The organism is Streptomyces sp. NPDC041068 (assembly GCF_040647455.1).
In the GTDB taxonomy this organism is placed as follows: domain Bacteria; phylum Actinomycetota; class Actinomycetes; order Streptomycetales; family Streptomycetaceae; genus Streptomyces.
In genome coordinates this window covers 437288-457207 of sequence record NZ_JBEZCG010000003.1, presented here as the reverse complement: position 1 = coordinate 457207, position 19920 = coordinate 437288, and the positions used below count along the sequence as shown (strand labels likewise).

The following is a 19920-nucleotide window of genomic DNA, read 5'->3' as shown; positions in this document are numbered from 1 at the left end:
TCCTCGTGAACTCGCCCTGGCGTCAGGCTAGTTCACGGGCGACGCGCCGAGGTCACCCGGTACACGTCGTACACACCCTCAACTCCCCTGACGGCCTTGAGCACATGCCCCAGGTGCTTCGGGTCGCCCATCTCGAAGGTGAAGCGGGAGGTGGCGACGCGGTCGCGGGAGGTCTGGACCGCCGCCGAGAGGATGTTCACGTGCTGGTCCGAGAGGATGCGCGTGACGTCCGACAGGAGGCGGGAGCGGTCAAGTGCCTCGACCTGGATGGCGACCAGGAAGACCGAGGACTGCGTGGGCGCCCACTCGACCTCGAGGATCCGCTCCGGCTCGCGCGAGAGCGACTCCACGTTCACGCAGTCGCTGCGGTGAACCGATACTCCACTGCCGCGCGTGACGAAGCCGATGATCGGGTCGCCGGGGACGGGCGTGCAGCAGCGGGCCAGCTTGACCCACACGTCCTCGACGCCCTTGACGACGACGCCCGGGTCGGCGTTGGCACGGCGCTTGCTGCGGCCGCGCGAGGGCGGGGCGCTCTCGGCGATGTCCTCGTTGGCGGCCTCCTCGCCGCCGAGCGCCTGGACGAGCTTCTGCACGACGGACTGCGCGGTGACATGGCCCTCGCCGATCGCCGCGTACAGCGAGGAGATGTCCGGGTAGCGCATCTCGTGCGCGAGGGTCACGAGCGAGTCGCCCGTCAGGATCCGCTGGATCGGCAGGTTCTGCTTGCGCATGGCCCGCGCGATGGCGTCCTTGCCCTGCTCGATGGCCTCGTCGCGGCGCTCCTTGGAGAACCACGCGCGGATCTTGTTGCGCGCCCGCGGCGACTTGACGAAGCCCAGCCAGTCGCGGGACGGTCCCGCGCCCGCGGCCTTGGAGGTGAAGACCTCCACCAGGTCGCCGTTGTCCAGGGTCGACTCGAGCGGCACGAGCCGCCCGTTGACCCGCGCGCCTATGGTGCGGTGGCCGACCTCGGTGTGCACCGCGTACGAGAAGTCGACGGGAGTGGCCCCCGCCGGAAGCGCTATGACGTCGCCCTTCGGCGTGAACACGAAGACCTCGTTGCGCGACAGGTCGAAGCGCAGGGACTCGAGGAACTCGCTCGGGTCCTCGGTCTCCTTCTGCCAGTCGAGCAGCTGGCGCAGCCACGCCATGTCGTTGAGGTGGTCGTCCTTGCCGGTCTTCTTCGGTACGTCCGTACGCACCTTGGAGGCGCCGGCGACGGCCTCCTGCTTGTACTTCCAGTGCGCTGCGATGCCGTACTCGGCGCGGCGGTGCATGTCGAACGTACGGATCTGGAGCTCGACGGGCTTGCCGTTCGGGCCGATGACCGTCGTGTGCAGCGACTGGTACATGTTGAACTTGGGCATCGCGATGTAGTCCTTGAACCGGCCGGGGACCGGATTCCATCGCGCGTGCACGGTGCCGAGGGCCGCGTAACAATCACGGACCGTGTCGACAAGTACCCGAATACCCACCAGGTCGTAGATCTCTGCGAAGTCCCGGCCTCGCACGATCATCTTCTGGTAGACGCTGTAGTAGTGCTTCGGCCGTCCCGTGACGGTGGCCTTGATGCGGGCGGCACGCAGGTCGGCCTGGACCTCGTCGGTCACTATGGCGAGGTACTCGTCGCGCTTGGGGGCGCGCTCGGCCACCAGACGCACGATCTCGTCGTACATCTTGGGGTAGAGGATCGCGAAGGCGAGGTCCTCCAGCTCCCACTTGATGGTGTTCATGCCCAGGCGATGCGCCAGCGGAGCGTAGATCTCCAGGGTCTCGCGGGCCTTCTTCTCCTGCTTCTCGCGCTTGAGATACCGCATCGTGCGCATGTTGTGCAGGCGGTCGGCGAGCTTGATGACCAGGACGCGCGGGTCCTTGGCCATGGCGACGACCATCTTGCGCACGGTCTCGGCCTGCGCGGCCTCGCCGAACTTGACCTTGTCCAGCTTGGTGACGCCGTCGACGAGCAGGGCGACCTGGTCGCCGAAGTCGCGCCTGAGGGTGTCCAGGCCGTACTCGGTGTCCTCGACGGTGTCGTGCAGCAGACCGGCCATCAGGGTGGCCGGATCCATGCCCAGCTCGGCGAGGATGGTCGTCACGGCGAGCGGGTGCGTGATGTACGGGTCGCCGCTCTTGCGCTTCTGGCCGCGGTGCCAGCGCTCGGCGACCTGGTAGGCCCGCTCGATCTGGCGGAGCGTGGACGTCTCGATCTTGGGATCGTTGCTGCGCACTATCCGCAGCAGCGGCTCCAGGACCGGGTTGTACGGGTTCGAGCGCTGGACGCCGAGCCGGGCGAGCCGGGCCCGCACACGGTTGGAGGAGCCGGACCGCGCGGGCTGGCCCGTGGCGGGCCGGATCGCGGGGGCCGTCGGGTGGTGGTCCGCGGGCGGCTTCGGGCGGGGCTGCTCAGCCGGTTTGTCGCCCCGAGAGACCTCTCCCTGGGCGCGCTGCGCGGACGTGCCGCCCTGCGCGCCTTCTGCCTTCTTCGCGGGCGCGGCGGAGCCCGCCGAGGCCTGCTGAGCCTTCTGGGCGGCCTTGGCGGCGGTGAGTGGCTGGGACTCGTCTGGCAAGAGCGCTCCCTGTGCGCGATCGGGGTCCCCCGGTCAGGCCCCGAAGAGCCCATGGTATCGATCCTGGGCCCTCCGCTCGCCTTCGGCCGGTGAGACAGCTCTGTACAGGAGAAACGCAAGGGGCGGGCCCCTGATTCCCCTCTGGCCCGCCCCTCTCGTCCCCCAGCGGCCCCTCCGCACCGCTCGGACCGTTCGCAGCGCCCGGCCGGGCCACCGTCCAGGGTGGGAACCGGCCGAAACGACGACGGGCGTCCCGGTGGGTACCGGAACGCCCGTCGTGCTGTTCTACGAGCCGTCTCGCACAGCCTGCGCGAGACGCCTCAGACGGTGATCAGCGCCTCCAACGGCGCGCCGTCCAGGGCCTGTTCGAGCTTCTGCCGGCCGTCGAGGAAGCCGAGCTCCATGAGGACCGCGACACCGGCCACCTGGGCGCCCGAGCGGCGGATCAGCTCCAGCGAGGCCGCGGCCGTGCCACCGGTGGCCAGGACGTCGTCGATGACCATGACGCGGTCGCCCGCGGCCAGGTCCTCGGCGTGCACCTCGATCTCGGCGCTGCCGTACTCCAGGTCGTACGCCTGCTTGAGCGTCGCTCCGGGGAGCTTGCCCGCCTTGCGTACGGGGATGAAGCCGAGCCCGGCGCGGAGCGCGACGGGGGCGCCGAGGATGAAGCCGCGGGCCTCCAGGCCGACGATCTTCGTGGCGCCGTGCCGCACGCTGAGGTCGGCCAGCGTGTCCGTGAGCGCGGTGAACGCCGAAGGATCGGCCAGGAGCGGCGTGATGTCCTTGAACATCACGCCCGGCACCGGGTAGTCCGGGACGTCACGGATGCGGCTGAGCAGCAGCTCCCTGACGCCTGCGAGCTCGGTCATCGGCGCTTCCCCGAAGGGCGGCCCTTGCCGCGGCTGCGCGACGTGGGCTGGCTGCGGGGGCCGACGACCGCCGGAGCGGCGTCACCGGGCACCGCGTCCTGCGGTTCCTCGTCGTCCAAGGAGTCACCCGGCTCGGGCGCCTCCGCGGACTCGCCCTTCGCCGCGGCCGCCGCGCGCTTGGCGAGCACCCGCTTCTTGAGGGCCTTCATCTGCGGCTCGCGCTCCTTGAAGTCGGCGACGAGCGGCGTGGCGATGAAGATCGAGGAGTACGCACCGGCCGCGAGGCCGACGAACAGCGACAGCGAGATGTCGTTGAGCATGCCCGCGCCCAGGACACCGCCACCGATGAACAGCAGGCCCGCCACCGGGAGCAGCGCGACGACCGTGGTGTTGATGGAGCGCACCAGGGTGCCGTTGATGCTGCGGTTGGCGAGTTCGCTGTAGGTGTACTTGGTCTGCTTGGTGATGTCCTTCGACTGCTCCTTCAAGCTGTCGAAGACCACCACCGTGTCGTAGAGCGAGTAACCGAGGATGGTCAGCAGACCGATCACCGTGCCCGGGGTGACCTCGAAGCCGACCAGCGCGTACACACCCACGGTGATGGTGATGTCGTGGATCAGCGCGATCAGTGCCGCCAAGGCCATGCGCCACTCGAAGGCGATGGCCAGGTAGATCACCACGAGGACCATGAAGATCGCCAGGCCCTGCCAGGCCTTGTTGGCGATCTGCTCGCCCCAGCTCGGGCCGACCAGGTCGGCGTCGATGTCCGCGGCCTTGACGTCCAGGTCCTTGGCCAGGTCCTTCTTGATCTGGTCGGACTTGTTGATGTCGACGCCCGCGATCTGGATGCGGAGCTTGTCGTCACCGAGCTTCTGGACGATCGCGTCGTGGCCGGAGGCCTTCTCCGCGGCCTCCTCGGCCTTGGAGACCGAGGCGCTGGTCTTCGGGGTGTTGAAGACGGCGCCGCCCTCGAACTCGATGCCCATGTTCAGGCCGCGCACCGCGAGGCCGACGATGGCCGTGATGGTGATCAGGATCGAGATGCCGTACCAGATCTTGCGCTTGCCGACGAAGTCGTAGCCGACCTCACCGCGGTAGAGCCTGGCGCCGAGATTGCCGAGCTTCGACATCTCACGCCTCCTTCGGGTCGACAGGGCCGGCGGCGGGGGTGACACGGCGGGACCGGCGCAGCGGAGGCTTGGCGCCGAGCCGCTTCGGGTCGAGGCCGGACCACTTGTGGCCATTGGCGAAGAACTTCTTGCGGGCCATGAGCGTCATCAGCGGCTTGGTGAAGAAGAACACCACGACGACGTCGAGCAGCGTGGTCAGGCCGAGCGTGAACGCGAAGCCCTGCACCTTGCCGACCGTGACCACGAAGAGCACGGCGGCGGCGAGGAACGACACGAAGTCGGAGACCAGGATGGTGCGCCGGGCGCGCGGCCAGGCCCGCTCGACGGCGGGGCGCAGCGTGCGTCCCTCGCGGACCTCGTCACGTACGCGTTCGAAGAACACGATGAACGAGTCCGCCGTGATGCCGATGGCAACGATCGCACCACACACCGCGGGCAGGTTGAGCGCGAACTTAATCGTCGGGCCGAGCAGCGTCATGATCGCGTACGTCAGCGCCGCGGAGACCAGGAGGCTCGCGATGGCGATGAGCGACAGGCCGCGGTAGTAGACCACCAGGTAGATGACGACCAGCGCGAGGCCGATGGCACCGGCGATCAGACCCGCCTTCAGCTGCTCGCCGCCGAGCGCCGGGCTGACCGTGGTGACGCTCTGCTCGTGGAAGGTCAGCGGCAGGGCGCCGTACGACAGGATGTTCGCCAGGTCCTTGGCCGACTCCTGGGTGAAGCTGCCGGAGATCTCGGCGTTGGAGCTCAGGGTGGTGCGGACGCTGGGGGCCGAGGCCACCTCGCCGTCGAGGACGATCGCGAACTGGTTCTGCGGGGGCTGCTGCTGCGAGAGCTTGGTGGTCACCGCCGAGAACTTCTTGGAGCCGCCCTTGGTGAAGTCCATGTTGACGACCCAGGCACCGGACTGCTGGTTGATGGTCGCCTTGGCGTCGTCGACGTCCTTGCCGTTCAGCTCGGCCGGGCCGAGGATGAACTTGTCCCACGTCTTGCCGTCGGGGCTCTTGCCGCAGGCGATGGTGTTGTCGGACGGCTTGGCACCCTTGCCGGCCGCGGCACGGGCCGTCTTGTCCGTGCAGTCGAGCTTGGCGAACTGCTCCTGCAGCTTGGCGGTGGCCGGGTCGGCGGACGGCGTGGACGACGGGTCGTCCTTCTTCTTGTCGTCCTTGTCGCCCTTGTCGCCCTTGTCGTCCTTGGCCTTGCCCGAAGGGGTCGTGGAAGGCGTGGGGTCGGCCTTCAGAGCGTCGGTGACGGCACGGCCCTGGGACGTCGGGGTGGCGGTCGGGGAGGTCGCCTCGTCCGTGGCCTTGTCGGCCTTGCCCTTGTCGGCCTTGTCCTTCTCCTTGTCCGTGCCGGACGAGGAGCTGGCGGACGGCTCGGGCATGGGCGCGCCGCTGGTCTGCGTGATCACCGGACGGAAGTAGAGCTGGGCGGTCGTACCGACCTGGTCCCGCGCCTGCTTCTCGTTCGTCCCCTTGGGGATGTTGACGATGATGTTGCGGTCGCCCTGGGTCTGAACCTCGGCCTCGGAGACACCCAGACCGTTGACACGGTTGTTGATGATGTCAACCGCGGTGTTCATGTTGGTCGGGTTGATCGCGTTCTTCTGGCCCGGCTCGTTCTTCGCCTCGAGCGTGATGCTCGTGCCGCCGGCGAGGTCGATGCCCAGGCGCGGCGTGGTGTGCCCGGAAAGGAACATTCCCCCGGTCAGCGCCACGAGGGCAATCAGGATGAAGACCAGCGAGCGCCCCGGCTTCCCCTGGGCGCCCTGCCTTCGGCCCTTCTTCGGTGCTGCCACCTTCTCGTTCTCCCTGTCCAACCGCCCGGCATCCGGAACGCCTCCTCAAGGTCGGGGAGGCCCGGGCGGGCGGCCATGAAGTGGTGTCGAGATTCGGCGCGAAATGCACGTGATCCGGGGCCCGCGGAGCGCGAGCGGCGCGCCCCGCGGGCCCCGGCCGTGACTACTTCGCGTCGGACTCGCCGTCGGTCTTCTTCGGCTCCGCGTCGTCGGCCCCGGCCGCGTCCTTCTTGCCGAGGTCGATGGGCGAGTCGTCGGAAGCGGCGGCGGGCTCGTCGGTCTCGGTCAGGGAGGAGGCGTCGTCCGGGACGACAGGGGTGTCATCCTTCAGGTCGTCCTCGGTGCCGTGCACGATGCGGTTGTACTCGTCGTCGGGAAGAACGGCGCCGATCGCGTTCTTCGCGTACACCGCGTGGACACCGGGGGCCACCTCAAGAAGGACCGCGTCGTCGTGGACCTCCTTGACGGTGGCGTACATGCCCCCGATCGTGCGGATGCCGGTGCCGGGCGTCATCTCATTGCGCATCTGCGCGGCGGCCTGCTGCTTCTTCTTGGCAGACCGGGTCATCAGGAACATGGCCCCGATGAGCACGATGAACGGGAGGAGGGTCACGATATTCACGGGACGGAGTTTCCTTCGCACGACCGCGCAGGTAAGCGGCCTGGTGGGATGGGGGTGGGCACGCCGCCCGCAAAGGCGGCATCGGCGGAGTCTAAGCGAGTCCGCACCTAACGAACAACGCTCAGCATGGCACCGCAGTTCCTGGCGGTGCGACTCTCCGCGCCGTTCCTCCGGTGTTCGACCGCCATCGTGTCGACATCACGTCGCCCTCGCGCCGTCGATAGGCCGCCGATACGCCGTCGTCACGCCCCGAACAGGTCCTGTTGTCCCTTTCCGCCCCCTTGCTGCGGGGGGACGAGACCCAGATGCGCCCATGCCGCGGGGGTGGCGACGCGACCGCGCGGGGTGCGGGCCAGCAAGCCCTCCCGTACGAGGAAGGGCTCGGCGACCTCCTCGACCGTCTCGCGCTCCTCCCCCACGGCGACCGCCAGCGTCGACAGGCCCACGGGGCCGCCGCCGAACAGCTTGAGCAGGGCCTCAAGGACGGCGCGGTCGAGGCGGTCCAGGCCGCGCTCGTCCACCTCGTAGACCGCGAGGGCCGCGCCCGCGATGTCGCGGGTGATCGAGCCGTCGGCCTTGACCTGGGCGTAGTCCCGGACGCGGCGAAGGAGGCGGTTGGCGATACGGGGCGTGCCGCGCGAGCGCCCGGCGATCTCGGCGGCGCCTGCCGGGTCGATCTCCACGTCGAGCAGTTGCGCGGAGCGGTGGACGACGCGCTCCAGCTCGGCGGGTTCGTAGAACTCCATGTGCGCGGTGAAGCCGAAGCGGTCCCGCAGCGGCGGGGGCAGCAGGCCCGCGCGCGTGGTGGCGCCGACCAGGGTGAAGGGCGGCAGCTCGAGGGGGATGGCGGTGGCGCCGGGGCCCTTGCCGACGATGACGTCGACGCGGAAGTCCTCCATCGCCATGTAGAGCATCTCCTCGGCCGGGCGCGACATCCGGTGGATCTCGTCGAGGAAGAGGACCTCGCCCTCCTGGAGGGAGGAGAGGATCGCGGCGAGGTCGCCGGCGTGCTGGATCGCGGGGCCGCTGGTGATCCGGATCGGGGCGCCCATCTCGGCGGCGATGATCATCGAGAGGGTCGTCTTGCCGAGGCCGGGGGCACCGGAGAGCAGGACGTGGTCGGCGGTGGCCCCGCGCGCGCGGGCCGCCTTCAGGACGAGGTCGAGCTGTTCGCGGACCTTCTCCTGGCCGATGAACTCGTCCAGGTCCTTGGGGCGCAGGGCGGCCTCGACCGCCTGGTCCTCGCCGTCGGCGGACGCACCGACGAGCCGCTCGGCCGCGCCGGGTGCGGCGGTCGCGTCGTCAGTCGTGTCGTCCCAGTTCATGAGGTGTGCCTCGCGATGCGGTTCAAGGGGTGGCCGGCGGGTGCGTACGTCAGGGTCGTGCGGTGGCTAGCGGGTGCGGTTCAAGGTCTGGAGCGCGGCCTTGAGGAGCTGGCCCACCTGCGGCGTGCCCTTGGCCGCCTCGGCCTGCGGGGTGACGGCGGCGACGGCTTCGTCGGCCTCGCGCGTGGCGTACCCGAGGCCGATCAGGGCGGCGTGCAGTTGGTCGCGCCAGCCGGAGGTGACGGCCGTGCCGATGGCGGGGCCGCCGGTGCCCAGCGGCTCGCCGAGGCGGTCCTTGTACTCCAGGAGGAGCTTCTGGGCACCCTTCTTGCCGATGCCGGGGACGGCGGTGAGCGCCTTCTCGTCGCCCGTGGAGACCGCGCGGCGCAGGGCGTCGGGGCTGTGCACGGCGAGCATGGCCTGGGCCAGGCGCGGTCCGACGCCGCTCGCGGTCTGCAGGAGCTCGAAGGTCTGGCGCTCGTCGTCGTCCGTGAAGCCGTACAGGGTCAGGGAGTCCTCTCGCACGACCAGGGAAGTGGCGAGCTTGGCCTGCTGGCCGACGCGGAGCGTGGAGAGGGTGTTCGGCGTGCACTGGACGGCCATGCCGACGCCGCCCACCTCGACCACCGCGAGATCGGGGGCGAGGGCGGCGACGGGGCCGCTGACGAAGGCGATCATGCGGTACGGCCTTTCTGAGCTGTCTTGGTCTTGGCCGCGTGCAGCGCCGCGGCCTGCTGGAGGCGGTTCTGGGCGACGGCCTGCTGGAGGCGGTTCTGCGCGGGGGCGCGCCAGATGTGGCAGATGGCGAGGGCCAGGGCGTCCGCGGCGTCGGCGGGCTTGGGCGGTGCGTCGAGCCGCAACAGGCGGGTGACCATGGCGCCGACCTGGGCCTTGTCGGCGCGGCCGCTGCCGGTGACGGCGGCCTTGACCTCGCTGGGGGTGTGCAGGGCGACGGGGATGCCGCGCCGGGACGCGCAGAGCATGGCGACGGCGCTGGCCTGGGCGGTGCCCATCACCGTACGCACGTTGTGCTGGCTGAACACCCGCTCCACGGCGAGGACTTCGGGGGCGTGCTCGTCGAGCCACTGCTCGATGCCCTGCTCGATGGCGACGAGGCGGTGGCCCAACTCGGCGTCGGCCGGGGTGCGTACGACCCCGACGCCGCGCATGGTCAGGGGGCGACCCGCGACTCCGTCGACGACCCCCACACCACACCGGGTCAGACCCGGGTCGACCCCCATCACGCGCACGTAGCCCCTCCAATCGCCTGTCCGTGCAGGTTATCGGGTCCCTCTGACAACGCGATGGGCCGACGGGGGTGTGTCCCGTCGGCCCATGCGCGCCCCATAGGGGCGCGGGGAACTGCGCGAGCAACCACAGACGGCCGCAGCCGTATCAGGGAAGCCCAGCGGAGCGCTTACGCGTCGACCTTCGCCATGACCTCGTCGGAGACGTCGAAGTTGGCGAAGACGTTCTGCACGTCGTCGCTGTCCTCGAGCGCGTCGATCAGCTTGAAGATCTTCCGGGCGCCCTCCTCGTCCAGCTCGACCTGCATGGTCGGGACGAAGTTGGCCTCGGCCGAGTCGTAGTCGATGCCGGCCTCCTGGAGCGCGGTGCGGACCGCGACCAGGTCGGTGGCCTCGCTGAGCACCTCGAAGGTCTCGCCGAGGTCGTTGACCTCTTCGGCGCCCGCGTCCAGGACGGCGCCCAGCACGTCGTCCTCGGACAGCTCGCCCTTGGGGACGATCACGACGCCCTTGCGGTTGAAGAGGTACGAGACGGAGCCCGGGTCGGCCATCGAGCCGCCGTTGCGCGTCATGGCGACGCGGACGTCGGACGCGGCGCGGTTGCGGTTGTCGGTGAGGCACTCGATGAGCACCGCGACGCCGTTCGGGCCGTAACCCTCGTACATGATCGTCTCGTAGTCGGCGCCACCGGCTTCGAGACCGGCACCGCGCTTGACCGCGGAGTCGATGTTCTTGTTCGGGACCGAGCTCTTCTTGGCCTTCTGGATGGCGTCGAAGAGGGTCGGGTTACCGGACACGTCGGCGCCGCCCGTGCGGGCCGCGACCTCGATGTTCTTGATCATCTTCGCGAAGAGCTTGCCGCGCTTGGCGTCGATCACGGCCTTCTTGTGCTTCGTCGTAGCCCATTTAGAGTGGCCGGACATCTGCCTGTCTCCTTCGCGTTACCCAACAACCAGTACGAACTCTCCCAGACCTTAAGGCCCCGGGGGGATCCCACGAGATCCTACAAGGATCCCGCGCGCCCGTTCCCCCGCACCATCTCCACGAACAGCGCGTGGATGCGGTGGTCGCCCGTCAGCTCCGGGTGGAACGACGTGGCGAGCGCGTCGCCCTGGCGTACGGCGACGATGTGGCCCTCGTGCTCGGCGAGCACCTCGACCTCGGCGCCGACCGACTCCACCCAGGGGGCCCTGATGAAGACGCCCTCCACGGGGGCGCCCTCGACGCCCTCGACGCCGACGGCCGCCTCGAACGACTCGTTCTGCCGCCCGAAGGCGTTGCGCCGCACGATCATGTCGATGCCGCCCACCGTCTCCTGGCCCGAGCGCGGGTCGAGGATCTTGTCGGCGAGCATGATCATGCCTGCGCAGGTGCCGTAGACGGGCATGCCGTCCCGCACACGCGCGCGAAGCGGCTCAAGGAGGCCGAAGAGGGTGGCCAGCTTGGAGATGGTGGTGGACTCGCCGCCGGGGATGACCAGGCCGTCGACCTCGGCGAGCTCCTCGGGGCGCCGGACCGCCCTGGCCACGGCGTCCGCCGCGGCCAGGGCGATCAGGTGCTCCCGTACGTCCCCCTGAAGGGCGAGGACGCCCACTACGGGAGTGGTCATCACCAGCCCCGGTTCGCGTAGCGCTCGGTCTCGGGGAGGGTGTCGCAGTTGATGCCGACCATGGCCTCGCCGAGGTTGCGGGAGGCGTCCGCGATGATCTTCGGGTCGTCGAAGAAGGTGGTGGCCTTCACGATGGCGGCGGCGCGCTTGGCCGGGTCGCCCGACTTGAAGATGCCGGAGCCGACGAAGACGCCCTCGGCGCCGAGCTGGCGCATCAGCGCGGCGTCGGCGGGGGTGGCGACGCCACCGGCGGAGAAGAGGACCACGGGGAGCCTGCCGAGCTCGGCGGTCTCCTTGACCAGCTCGTAGGGGGCGCGCAGCTCCTTGGCGGCGGCGTAGAGCTCGTTGTTGTCGAAGCCGCGCAGCTTGGCGATCTCGTTCTTGATCTGGCGCAGGTGGCGCACGGCCTCGACGACGTTGCCGGTGCCGGCCTCGCCCTTGGAGCGGATCATGGCCGCGCCCTCGGCGATGCGGCGCAGGGCCTCGCCCAGGTTGGTGGCGCCACAGACGAAGGGCGTCGTGAACGCGAACTTGTCGCTGTGGTTGACCTCGTCGGCCGGGGTGAGGACCTCGGACTCGTCGATGTAGTCCACGCCGAGGGACTGCAGGACCTGGGCCTCGACGAAGTGGCCGATACGGGACTTGGCCATGACCGGGATCGAGACGGCCTCGATGATCTCTTCGATCATGTTCGGGTCGGACATCCGGGCCACGCCGCCGTCCTTGCGGATGTCGGCGGGCACCCGCTCCAGCGCCATGACGGCGACGGCACCGGCGTCCTCGGCGATCTTCGCCTGCTCGGCGTTGACGACGTCCATGATCACGCCGCCCTTGAGCTGCTCGGCCATGCCGCGCTTCACGCGGGCGGTGCCGGTCTCGGGCGTCGGGTTGTTGCTGGAGAGGGTGCTGGACACGGAGTTGACCTCACTCGCTGAAGAGGATTTCTGCAGCTCCGAGGAAACTCCCGACGACCAGGCCACAACAAGGGCCAATGGATGACCGGTGGCTCATTTTTCCGGGATATACCTGGTCAGCGCCACGGCATGTGCCTGGTCAGCGCCGTCCGCCGTCGTACGGACCCGCTACGCGGTCGCCCGGTCCGCCAGCGCCACCGGCGGCTCGTCGTCCATCTCGAAGGCCATCGGGAACGGCGCGTGCCCGGCCAGGCGGAACCAGCGGACCTTGCGGTGGCGGCGCAGCGCTCGGGCGGCGCGCACCGCGTCGTTGTGGAACCGGCGGGCCATCGGCACCCGGCGCACCGCCGCGGCCAGCTCGGTCGCCGCCTCGTCCCCGCCGGGGGCCTCGCGCACCGCCTCGACCTGCTGAGTCTCCCCGAAGATGGCCCGCAGCGCCTGGCTGAGCTCGCTCTCGGCGACCTCGCGCTGTTCCTCCTCGGCCTGGCGGGCCGCGTGCGCCGCTTCGTAGAGCACGATCGACGCGGCGGGGTCGAGCACCCCGGAGGTGGCCAGCTCCTGGGCGACCGAGGCGCGGCGCAGCAGTTGTGCGTCGAGGGCGGCGCGGGCGGCGTCGATGCGCGCGTGCAGCCGGTCGAGTCGTCCGGCCGTCCAGCTCAGGTAGAGGCCGATCGCGAAGAGGGCAACCGCGATCCAGATCAAAGTGGAGGTCACGGGCCAAGAGGCTAGTCCCCTCACGGGGCGCGGTTCACCGCCGGGCGCCGTGAGGGGTCAGGGCGTCAGTCCCTGGCGAGCCCGAACCGCGCCCGCAGGCCCGTCCGTTCGTCCGCCGCGACCGAGGCAGCGCCGTCCGTGACCGTCTCGTAGACCGCGAGGATGTCCGCGCCGACCGTCGACCAGTCGAAGCGGCGTACGTGCGCGCTGCCGCGCTCGCGCAGGCCCTCGCGGCGCTCGGGGTCGGCGAGGAGGCGCACCGCCGCCTTGGCGAGGGACTCCGCGTCCTCGTTGCTGAACAGGTCGCCCGCCGCGCCCTGGTCGAGGACCTGGGCGAAGGCGTCCAGGTCGCTGGCGAGCACGGGCGCGCCCGCGGACATCGCCTCGACCAGGATGATCCCGAAGCTCTCGCCGCCGGTGTTCGGAGCGACGTACAGGTCGACGCTGCGCAGCAGCCGCGCCTTGTCCTCGTCGCTGACCATGCCGAGGAACTCCACCCGGGAACGCAGCTCGGTGGGGAGCGAGGCGACGGCCTCCTCCTCGTCACCGCGGCCCGCGACCAGGAGCCGCGCGTTCGGCCGCTCGGCGAAGATCTGCGGCAGCGCCTTCATCAGGACCGGCAGGCCCTTGCGGGGCTCGTCGATGCGCCCGATGAAGCCGATCGTCTCCCCCTGCCACTCGGGCCTGGGCTCGGCCTTGGCGAAGAAGTCGACGTCGACGCCGTTCGGGATGACGACCGCGTCGCCCCCGAGGTGTTCGACGAGCGTACGGCGCGCGTACTCGCTGACCGCGATGCGCGCGCTGATCTTCTCGAGCGCGGGCTGCAGGATCGGGTACGCGGCGATCATCGCCCGGGAGCGCGGATTGGACGTGTGGAACGTCGCGACGATCGGGCCCTGTGCGGCCCAGCAGCTGAGCAGCCCCAGCGAGGGCGAGGCCGGCTCGTGGATGTGGATCACGTCGAAGGTGCCGTCGTGCAGCCATCGGCGTACCCGCGCGGCCGACAGGAAGCCGAAGTTGAGCCGCGCGACGGAGCCGTTGTACGGCACGGGAACCGCGCGGCCCGCCGAGACGACGTACGGCGGCAGGGGTGTCTCGTCGTCGGCCGGGGCGAGGACGGAGACCTCGTGCCCGATGCGGATGAGGTGCTCCGCAAGGTCACGGATGTGGAACTGGACGCCGCCCGGCACGTCCCACGAGTACGGGCAGACGATGCCGATCCTCACGACGTCCCCTCGGCGGCCGGGGACTCGGGGCGGGGCTCCAGATCGGAGAGCCACAGACGCTGCAGCATGTGCCAGTCCTCCGGGTGGTCGGCGATACCGGTGGCGAAGGCGTCGGCCAGCGCCTGCGTCATCACAGACGTCTTCTCGGCCCGGGTACCTGTCTCGGGGACCTCGATGGGGGCGTGAACGCGCCCCTTCATGACGGACGACTCGTCGTACCAGAGCGTGACGGGCAGCAGCAGAGCGCCGGTCTGCTGGGCGAGCATCGCGGGCCCCGCGGGCATGCGCGCGGTGTCCCCGAAGAACTTCACCTCGACGCCGGACGCCGACAGGTCACGGTCCGCGACGAGGCAGACCAGGCCGCCCGCGCGCAACCGCCGCGCCAGCGTGCCGAAGGCGGAGCCGCCGACGTGCGGCAGGACCTCCATGCCGAGCTTGCCGCGGTAGGCGACGAACCGGTCGTACAGCGACTCGGGCTTGAGGCGCTCCTGCACGGTCGTGAAGGGCGTCTCCAGCTTGGTGGTGACCCAGGCGCCCGCAAGGTCCCAGTTGGCCAGGTGCGGCAGGGCGAGGACGACGCCCTTGCCGGAGGCGAGCCCCTCGGTGAGGTAGTGCAGGTCCTTCGGTGCGAAGCCGTTCCTGACGCGGTCCTTGCTCCACGCGGGCAGCCGGAAGGACTCCATCCAGTACCGCATGTACGAACGCATGCCGGCCCGGGAGAGTTCGGCGAGCCGCTCCGGAGTCGCGTCGGGCACCACGCGCGCGTAGTTGGCCTCCAGGCGCAGGACGCCCTTGCCGCGACGCTTCCAGGCGGTGTCCGCGATGGTCCTGCCGAGCCGTACGGCGACGGGCTCGGGCAGCTTCTTCACGGTGCCCCAGCCGAGGCCGTACAGCGCGTCCGTCAATCGTTCCTTCACTGGGCGGCCTCGCTCTCCTGTGTCTGCGCGGCCGCGGCGGCGTCCGCCTCGGCGGACTCCCTGCGCACCGTCACCACACGCTGGACCAACGTGACGAAGCTGCCGACCGCGACGATCCACAGGGCGATGGGCAGCAGGATCTCGATGCCCGGGACGCCGAACGTGTGGAGCCCGGCGAGGCCCGCGGCGACCAGCGAGATCACCAGGCGCTCGGCGCGCTCCACCAGGCCGTTGACGGCCACGGGCAGGCCGATCGCCTCGCCGCGCGCCTTCGTGTACGAGACCACCTGGCCGCTGGCCAGACAGAAGATGGCGACGGCGCACAGGATGTTGTCGTTGCCGGACCCGGCGTACCAGAGGGCGAGGCCTCCGAAGATCGCGCCGTCCGCCACCCGGTCGAGCGTCGAGTCCAGGAAGGCGCCCCAGCGGCTGGAGCGGCCCAGCTGGCGGGCCATGTTGCCGTCGACCAGGTCCGAGAAGACGAACAGGGTGATGACGATCGTGCCCCAGAAGAACTCACCCCGGGGGAAGAAGACCAGCGCTCCCGCCACCACTCCGGCCGTGCCGATGAAGGTGACCGCGTCGGGGCTCACCCCGCGGCGGATGAGAAACGCGGCGAACGGCGTGAGGACACGCGTGAAGAATGCACGCGCGTACTTGTTCAGCATGGCCTTCCCGAGGGGTCGGTGCGCCGCGTGGCCCCGTTGGCCACCGGCTGGCCCATCGTAGTCACGCCCTTGACGGACCGGCTCGCCCCCTCACGATCGCGTACGACGTATGGACGCAGAGTGACCCGAGTGGAAAGCTCGAAAGCACCACGGGCGCCGCCGGAGCCGCCCCGCACCCGGCCCCGCGTGTCCGCGAGCAGCCAGCATCCCCGAGGGGGCTGAGCCTCCTCACCGTGCACGTAACCGGGAGGCCAAGGCATGGGCGACAAGGCGAACGCACACCCCGGAGCCGCCGGCAGGGCGACATCGGCCGACCACCCCGCGTCCGTACGGAATGTGGTGCTGGTCGGCCACAGCGGATCGGGCAAGACGACTCTGGTGGAGGCCCTCGCGCTGACCGCGGGGGCGGTGAACCGCGCGGGCCGTGTGGAGGACGGCACGGCCGTTTCCGACTACGACGAGATCGAGCACCGGCAGCAGCGCTCGGTGCAGCTGTCCCTGGTCCCCCTCGAATGGGGCGGCTTCAAGATCAACCTTCTGGACACCCCCGGATACGCCGACTTCGTCGGCGAGCTGAGGGCCGGTCTGCGCGCCGCGGACGCGGCCCTGTTCGTCGTCTCGGCGGCGGACGGCGTGGACGGCGCGACCCGCATGGTGTGGGAGGAGTGCGCCGCTGTCGGCATGCCGCGGGCCATCGTGGTCACGCACCTGGAGTCGGCCCGCGCGGACTTCACCGAGATGACCCGCACCTGCGCCGCCGCGTTCGGCGCCGACGACCCCGACGCCGTACTGCCCCTGTACCTGCCGCTCCACGGCGAACAGGGCCCCGACGGCCACGCGCCGGTGACCGGCCTGATCGGGCTGCTCTCGCGGCGGATCTTCGACTACGCCTCAGGTGAGCGCAAGGAGTCCGAGCCGGGCGGCGACCAGCTGCCGCTGATCGAGGAGGCGCGCAACAAGCTGATCGAGGGGATCATCGCCGAGAGCGAGGACGAGTCCCTCATGGACCGCTATCTCAGCGGCGAGGACATCGACTTCAAGACACTCGTGGACGACCTGGAGCGCGCCGTGGCGCGCGGCATCTTCCACCCCGTGCTCGCCGCCGCGCCCGCCGCGGAGGGCGCCCGCCAGGGCATCGGCACGGTCGAGCTCCTGGAACTGATCACGGGTGGCTTCCCCACCCCCCTGGAGCACCCCACGCCCGCCGTGACCACGCCGGGCGGCACGGCGCGCCCCGCACTGACCTGCGACCCGGCGGGGCCGCTCGCCGCCGAGGTCGTGAAGACCGCGTCCGACCCCTACGTGGGGCGGATCTCGCTGGTCCGCGTCTTCTCCGGCACCCTGCGCCCCGACGAGACCGTGCACGTCTCCGGGCACGGCCTGGCCGACCGCGGCCACGAGGACCACGACGTCGACGAACGCGTCGGTGCGCTCTCCTCCCCCTTCGGCAAGCAGCAGCGCACGCTCACGCAGTGCGTCGCGGGCGACCTGGCGTGCGTGGCCAAGCTGAACCGCGCCGAGACCGGAGACACCCTCTCCGCCAAGGACGACCCGCTCCTGATGGAGCCCTGGGACATGCCCGACCCGCTCCTGCCGCTCGCCATCCAGGCCCACAGCAAGGCCGACGAGGACAAGCTCTCGCAGGGGCTCTCACGCCTGGTCGCCGAGGACCCGACCATGCGGCTCGAACAGAACCAGGACACGCACCAGGTGGTCCTGTGGTGCCTGGGCGAGGCGCACGCCGACGTCGCCCTGGAGCGGCTGCGCAGCCGCTACGGCGTGCAGGTCGACGTGGTGGCGCACAAGGTCTCCCTACGGGAGACGTTCGCGGGCAAGTCCGGCGGGCGCGGCCGGCATGTGAAGCAGTCCGGCGGCCACGGCCAGTACGCGATCTGCGAGATCGAGGTCGAGCCGCTGCCCGGCGGCAGCGGCATCGAGTTCGTCGACAAGGTCGTGGGCGGCGCGGTCCCGCGGCAGTTCATCCCGTCCGTCGAGAAGGGCGTGCGCGCGCAGGCGGCCAAGGGCGTCGCCGCCGGGTACGCGCTCATCGACGTACGTGTCACGCTCCTCGACGGCAAGGCGCACTCGGTGGACTCGTCCGACGCCGCGTTCCAGACAGCGGGCGCGCTCGCGCTGCGCGAGGCCGCGGCCGGCGCCAGAATCCATCTGCTCGAACCGGTCGCCGAGGTCCAGGTGTTGGTCGGCGACGACTACGTCGGCGCGGTGCTCAGCGATCTGTCGGGCCGCCGTGGTCGCGTGGTCGGCACCGAGCAGGCGCCCGGCGGACGCACGCTCGTGCGAGCCGAGGTCCCCGAGATCGAGATCGGCCGGTACGCGGTGGATCTGCGCTCCCTCTCGCAGGGCACCGCACGCTTCAGCCGTACGTACGCCCGCCACGAGCCGATGCCTCCGCAGCTGTCCGAGAAGATCCGCGAACAGGCCCAGGACGTCTCATAGTTGGACCGCGCGGAGCACGCCGCCCGCCCATTCCCCTTCGGGCGGGCGGCATTCCGCGGCCCACTGCCGGATGTCGGTGCGCCCGGATACGCTGATGACCTGATCAACGGATGTGCCGGACGACAACAGGTGTGCCGGACAAGGAAGTCGGGAAGAGCCGCAGCAGCGAAGGCGTCGCGGCGATGGGGGCGGCAGTGGCGGACGATGTATTCGACTTCAGGCCCGGGGCCCAGGTTCCGCTCTCGGGCGCCGCGGGACAGACCGCGGCGACGCATGCCCTGGCCTCTGCCGCCTATCGGGACGGCGACGTCGACGGCATCCTCAAGGCCAACAACGAATGGCACAAGTCCGAGGTGAAGCCCGGACTCTGGTCGCTCTTCAAACCGAACCTCGGCGAGGCGTTCGCGCGGACCGTGCAGGTGCGGATGCTCGGCGGCGGCCGCAGTCCGCTCATCCAGTCCTTCGGGATCGAGCCGCAGTCGGTCGTCGAGCACTGCCTGGCGGCGAGCCGCATCCGCAAGGAGCGCGACAGCTGGCTGACCGCCGTGATGGTCCTGTGCGGCCTGCTCTTCCTGCCGGGCCTGATCGTCTGGCTCCTCGTCTTCGCCATCAGGCGGCAGGTCGCCAAGAGCGAGAACAAGAGCGCGAGCGCGCTCGCCACGGCCGTCCTGGTCGCCGTGGGCGTGCTCGCCGTGCTCTTCCTCGTCAAGCTGCCGTTCGACGGCTTCTGGGCCTGGTACCTGCGCGCGGCGATCGTGCTTCCCGTGGTGGGCTGGTTCTGGGCCAAGCAGATCGCCGAGCGCACCGCCAAGGACATGCGCGAGCGCTGGTCCGGCCTGCTCGCGGGCGGCGGCATCGGCGCGAAGATCCCCGAGGCGGTGCCCGGCAGCCCCGGCGAGACGGCCGCCGAGCGGCTGCGCCAGGGCCTGGCCAGGCTCTCCGCCGAGCAGCAGAGCAACTCCGTGTTCTACGCCGGGCCCAAGGGCATATTGGGCATGGGCACCCGCTGGGGCAGCTGGCAACTGGCCGAGGAGCTGGTGCCCGCCGAAGAGGGCAAGGAGATCAACCCCTTCCGCAGCTGGGACGTCATACGGGCGGTGCACGACCAGCTCCGCATGCTGGAGCGCGGCCCCCTGCACACCGGCGGCTTCCCCACCCCGTCGATAAAGCACTGGATCGTCTCCCCCATCGGGGAGAACGCCAAGGCGGTGGCCCGCCCCACCGGCACGGACGTCGAGGCCTTCCAGATCCGCGGCCACGAGATACAGCGCATCTGCAACGAGCAGCAGTTCGGCAGCGGCAACCGTCACTACCTGGGCGTGCAGTTCACGCTCTGGGACGGCCAGTTGGTCATCACGATGCTGATCACGGTGACCGTGCTGCACGAGACGCTGCGCATCGAGGTCACCGGCCATGCCCTGGGTCCGGTGCACTCGCTGTTCACCAGCAAGCCGTCACCGAAGACGAAGACGGTCGCCAAGCCGATCAAGTTCTGGGAGACCACGTCCCGCAGTCTCCCGCTGGTCGACGCCGACGAGGTCGTACGCCTCGCGGTGCGCGCCCCCTTCACCTGGTACCCGCCGCTCCTGGACTACCTCGGCGGCAAGCTGGTCCTGCCCGAGCCCTTCGGCCTGCGGCACGCCTGGGCGGACAAGCCGTGGCGGCACCGCTTCATGGCCGACGACGCGCTGCGCGCCGCCACTCCCGTGCTGCGCGTGGTCCACTCGGCCGCGATCAAGGTCCTCGAGGAGAACGGCGTGAACACGGAGAAGTTCGGTGCCCGCTCCGGCTTCCTCAGCGGGGCGATCCAGGACCCGATGCCGAGGAAGGCGGATGTCTACGACGCGTGAG

General features: G+C 70.3%; 17 protein-coding genes. 2 read left to right on the top strand and 15 right to left on the bottom strand.

The genetic code is table 11. The features are described from left to right. Nucleotides 1-32: 32 nt before the first annotated feature. From AB0B50_RS09145 to pgsA, 15 genes are all read right to left on the bottom strand, one after another. The gene (locus AB0B50_RS09145; RefSeq protein WP_362327913.1) at nt 33-2570 is read right to left on the bottom strand and encodes a bifunctional (p)ppGpp synthetase/guanosine-3',5'-bis(diphosphate) 3'-pyrophosphohydrolase; all 2538 of its coding nucleotides are present in this window, start codon (nt 2568-2570) and stop codon (nt 33-35) included. A gap of 320 nt (nt 2571-2890) precedes the next feature. After that, the gene (locus AB0B50_RS09140) at nt 2891-3439 is read right to left on the bottom strand and encodes an adenine phosphoribosyltransferase (RefSeq protein ID WP_362327911.1); all 549 of its coding nucleotides are present in this window, start codon (nt 3437-3439) and stop codon (nt 2891-2893) included. Further along, complete coding sequence (gene secF / locus AB0B50_RS09135; RefSeq protein WP_362327909.1) at nt 3436-4569, bottom strand: protein translocase subunit SecF; 1134 nt, start codon at nt 4567-4569, stop codon at nt 3436-3438. Before secF ends, AB0B50_RS09140 begins: the two co-directional genes overlap by 4 nt. Nucleotide 4570: 1 nt before the next feature. Next, a complete protein-coding gene (secD, locus tag AB0B50_RS09130) occupies nt 4571-6370 on the bottom strand; it encodes a protein translocase subunit SecD (RefSeq protein WP_362327907.1) in 1800 nt (599 codons plus the stop codon). Between the two features lie 163 nt (nt 6371-6533). Next, nucleotides 6534-6992 carry a preprotein translocase subunit YajC gene (yajC, locus tag AB0B50_RS09125; RefSeq protein ID WP_362327905.1) on the bottom strand — a complete coding sequence of 153 codons (459 nt, stop codon included), beginning with the start codon at nt 6990-6992 and terminating at the stop codon, nt 6534-6536. A 242-nt stretch (nt 6993-7234) separates the two neighbouring features. After that, nucleotides 7235-8317 carry a Holliday junction branch migration DNA helicase RuvB gene (ruvB, locus tag AB0B50_RS09120; RefSeq protein ID WP_362327903.1) on the bottom strand — a complete coding sequence of 361 codons (1083 nt, stop codon included), beginning with the start codon at nt 8315-8317 and terminating at the stop codon, nt 7235-7237. 66 nt (nt 8318-8383) lie between these two features. Further along, the gene (ruvA, locus tag AB0B50_RS09115) at nt 8384-8995 is read right to left on the bottom strand and encodes a Holliday junction branch migration protein RuvA (protein ID WP_362327901.1); all 612 of its coding nucleotides are present in this window, start codon (nt 8993-8995) and stop codon (nt 8384-8386) included. Further along, the gene (ruvC, locus tag AB0B50_RS09110; RefSeq protein ID WP_362327900.1) at nt 8992-9567 is read right to left on the bottom strand and encodes a crossover junction endodeoxyribonuclease RuvC; all 576 of its coding nucleotides are present in this window, start codon (nt 9565-9567) and stop codon (nt 8992-8994) included. Before ruvC ends, ruvA begins: the two co-directional genes overlap by 4 nt. A gap of 167 nt (nt 9568-9734) precedes the next feature. After that, nucleotides 9735-10487: a YebC/PmpR family DNA-binding transcriptional regulator gene (locus tag AB0B50_RS09105; RefSeq protein ID WP_362327898.1), complete on the bottom strand. Its 753-nt coding sequence runs from the start codon at nt 10485-10487 to the stop codon at nt 9735-9737. Nucleotides 10488-10567: 80 nt separating this feature from the next. Then, entirely contained in the window at nt 10568-11173 is a 606-nt protein-coding gene (gene pdxT / locus AB0B50_RS09100) for a pyridoxal 5'-phosphate synthase glutaminase subunit PdxT (protein WP_362327896.1), read from the bottom strand. Continuing rightward, on the bottom strand, nt 11173-12087 hold the full coding sequence (gene pdxS / locus AB0B50_RS09095; RefSeq protein ID WP_362327894.1) for a pyridoxal 5'-phosphate synthase lyase subunit PdxS: 915 nt from the start codon (nt 12085-12087) through the stop codon (nt 11173-11175). The genes pdxT and pdxS overlap by 1 nt, the downstream gene beginning before the upstream one ends. 168 nt (nt 12088-12255) lie before the next feature. Then, nucleotides 12256-12801 carry a hypothetical protein gene (locus AB0B50_RS09090; protein ID WP_362327892.1) on the bottom strand — a complete coding sequence of 182 codons (546 nt, stop codon included), beginning with the start codon at nt 12799-12801 and terminating at the stop codon, nt 12256-12258. A 65-nt stretch (nt 12802-12866) separates the two neighbouring features. Next, nucleotides 12867-14027, bottom strand: coding sequence for a glycosyltransferase family 4 protein (locus AB0B50_RS09085; RefSeq protein WP_362327890.1), 1161 nt, complete (start codon nt 14025-14027; stop codon nt 12867-12869). Beyond that, nucleotides 14024-14944: a phosphatidylinositol mannoside acyltransferase gene (locus AB0B50_RS09080; RefSeq protein ID WP_362327888.1), complete on the bottom strand. Its 921-nt coding sequence runs from the start codon at nt 14942-14944 to the stop codon at nt 14024-14026. Before AB0B50_RS09080 ends, AB0B50_RS09085 begins: the two co-directional genes overlap by 4 nt. After that, nucleotides 14941-15612 (bottom strand): phosphatidylinositol phosphate synthase, encoded by a 672-nt coding sequence (pgsA, locus tag AB0B50_RS09075; RefSeq protein ID WP_362327886.1) that lies wholly within the window; start codon nt 15610-15612, stop codon nt 14941-14943. The genes AB0B50_RS09080 and pgsA overlap by 4 nt, the downstream gene beginning before the upstream one ends. 258 nt (nt 15613-15870) lie before the next feature. On the opposite strand from pgsA, the gene AB0B50_RS09070 reads away from it, so the two are divergent. Together AB0B50_RS09070 and AB0B50_RS09065 are read left to right on the top strand one after the other, a co-directional pair. Next, nucleotides 15871-18069 carry an elongation factor G-like protein EF-G2 gene (locus AB0B50_RS09070; protein WP_362327885.1) on the top strand — a complete coding sequence of 733 codons (2199 nt, stop codon included), beginning with the start codon at nt 15871-15873 and terminating at the stop codon, nt 18067-18069. Nucleotides 18070-18251: 182 nt separating this feature from the next. After that, the gene (locus tag AB0B50_RS09065; protein WP_362328244.1) at nt 18252-19919 is read left to right on the top strand and encodes a hypothetical protein; all 1668 of its coding nucleotides are present in this window, start codon (nt 18252-18254) and stop codon (nt 19917-19919) included. The last annotated feature ends 1 nt before the right edge of the window (nt 19920 follow it).

Excerpts from the sequence above, each read along its gene's own strand:
- AB0B50_RS09140 (WP_362327911.1), bottom strand. The coding sequence starts at position 3,439 with ATGACCGAGCTCGCAGGCGTCAGGGAGCTGCTGCTCAGCCGCATCCGT.
- secF (WP_362327909.1), bottom strand. The coding sequence starts at position 4,569 with ATGTCGAAGCTCGGCAATCTCGGCGCCAGGCTCTACCGCGGTGAGGTC.
- ruvB (WP_362327903.1), bottom strand. The coding sequence starts at position 8,317 with ATGAACTGGGACGACACGACTGACGACGCGACCGCCGCACCCGGCGCG.
- ruvA (WP_362327901.1), bottom strand. The coding sequence starts at position 8,995 with ATGATCGCCTTCGTCAGCGGCCCCGTCGCCGCCCTCGCCCCCGATCTC.
- AB0B50_RS09105 (WP_362327898.1), bottom strand. The coding sequence starts at position 10,487 with ATGTCCGGCCACTCTAAATGGGCTACGACGAAGCACAAGAAGGCCGTG.
- pdxT (WP_362327896.1), bottom strand. The coding sequence starts at position 11,173 with ATGACCACTCCCGTAGTGGGCGTCCTCGCCCTTCAGGGGGACGTACGG.
- pgsA (WP_362327886.1), bottom strand. The coding sequence starts at position 15,612 with ATGCTGAACAAGTACGCGCGTGCATTCTTCACGCGTGTCCTCACGCCG.
- AB0B50_RS09070 (WP_362327885.1), top strand. The coding sequence starts at position 15,871 with ATGGGCGACAAGGCGAACGCACACCCCGGAGCCGCCGGCAGGGCGACA.
- AB0B50_RS09065 (WP_362328244.1), top strand. The coding sequence starts at position 18,252 with ATGGGGGCGGCAGTGGCGGACGATGTATTCGACTTCAGGCCCGGGGCC.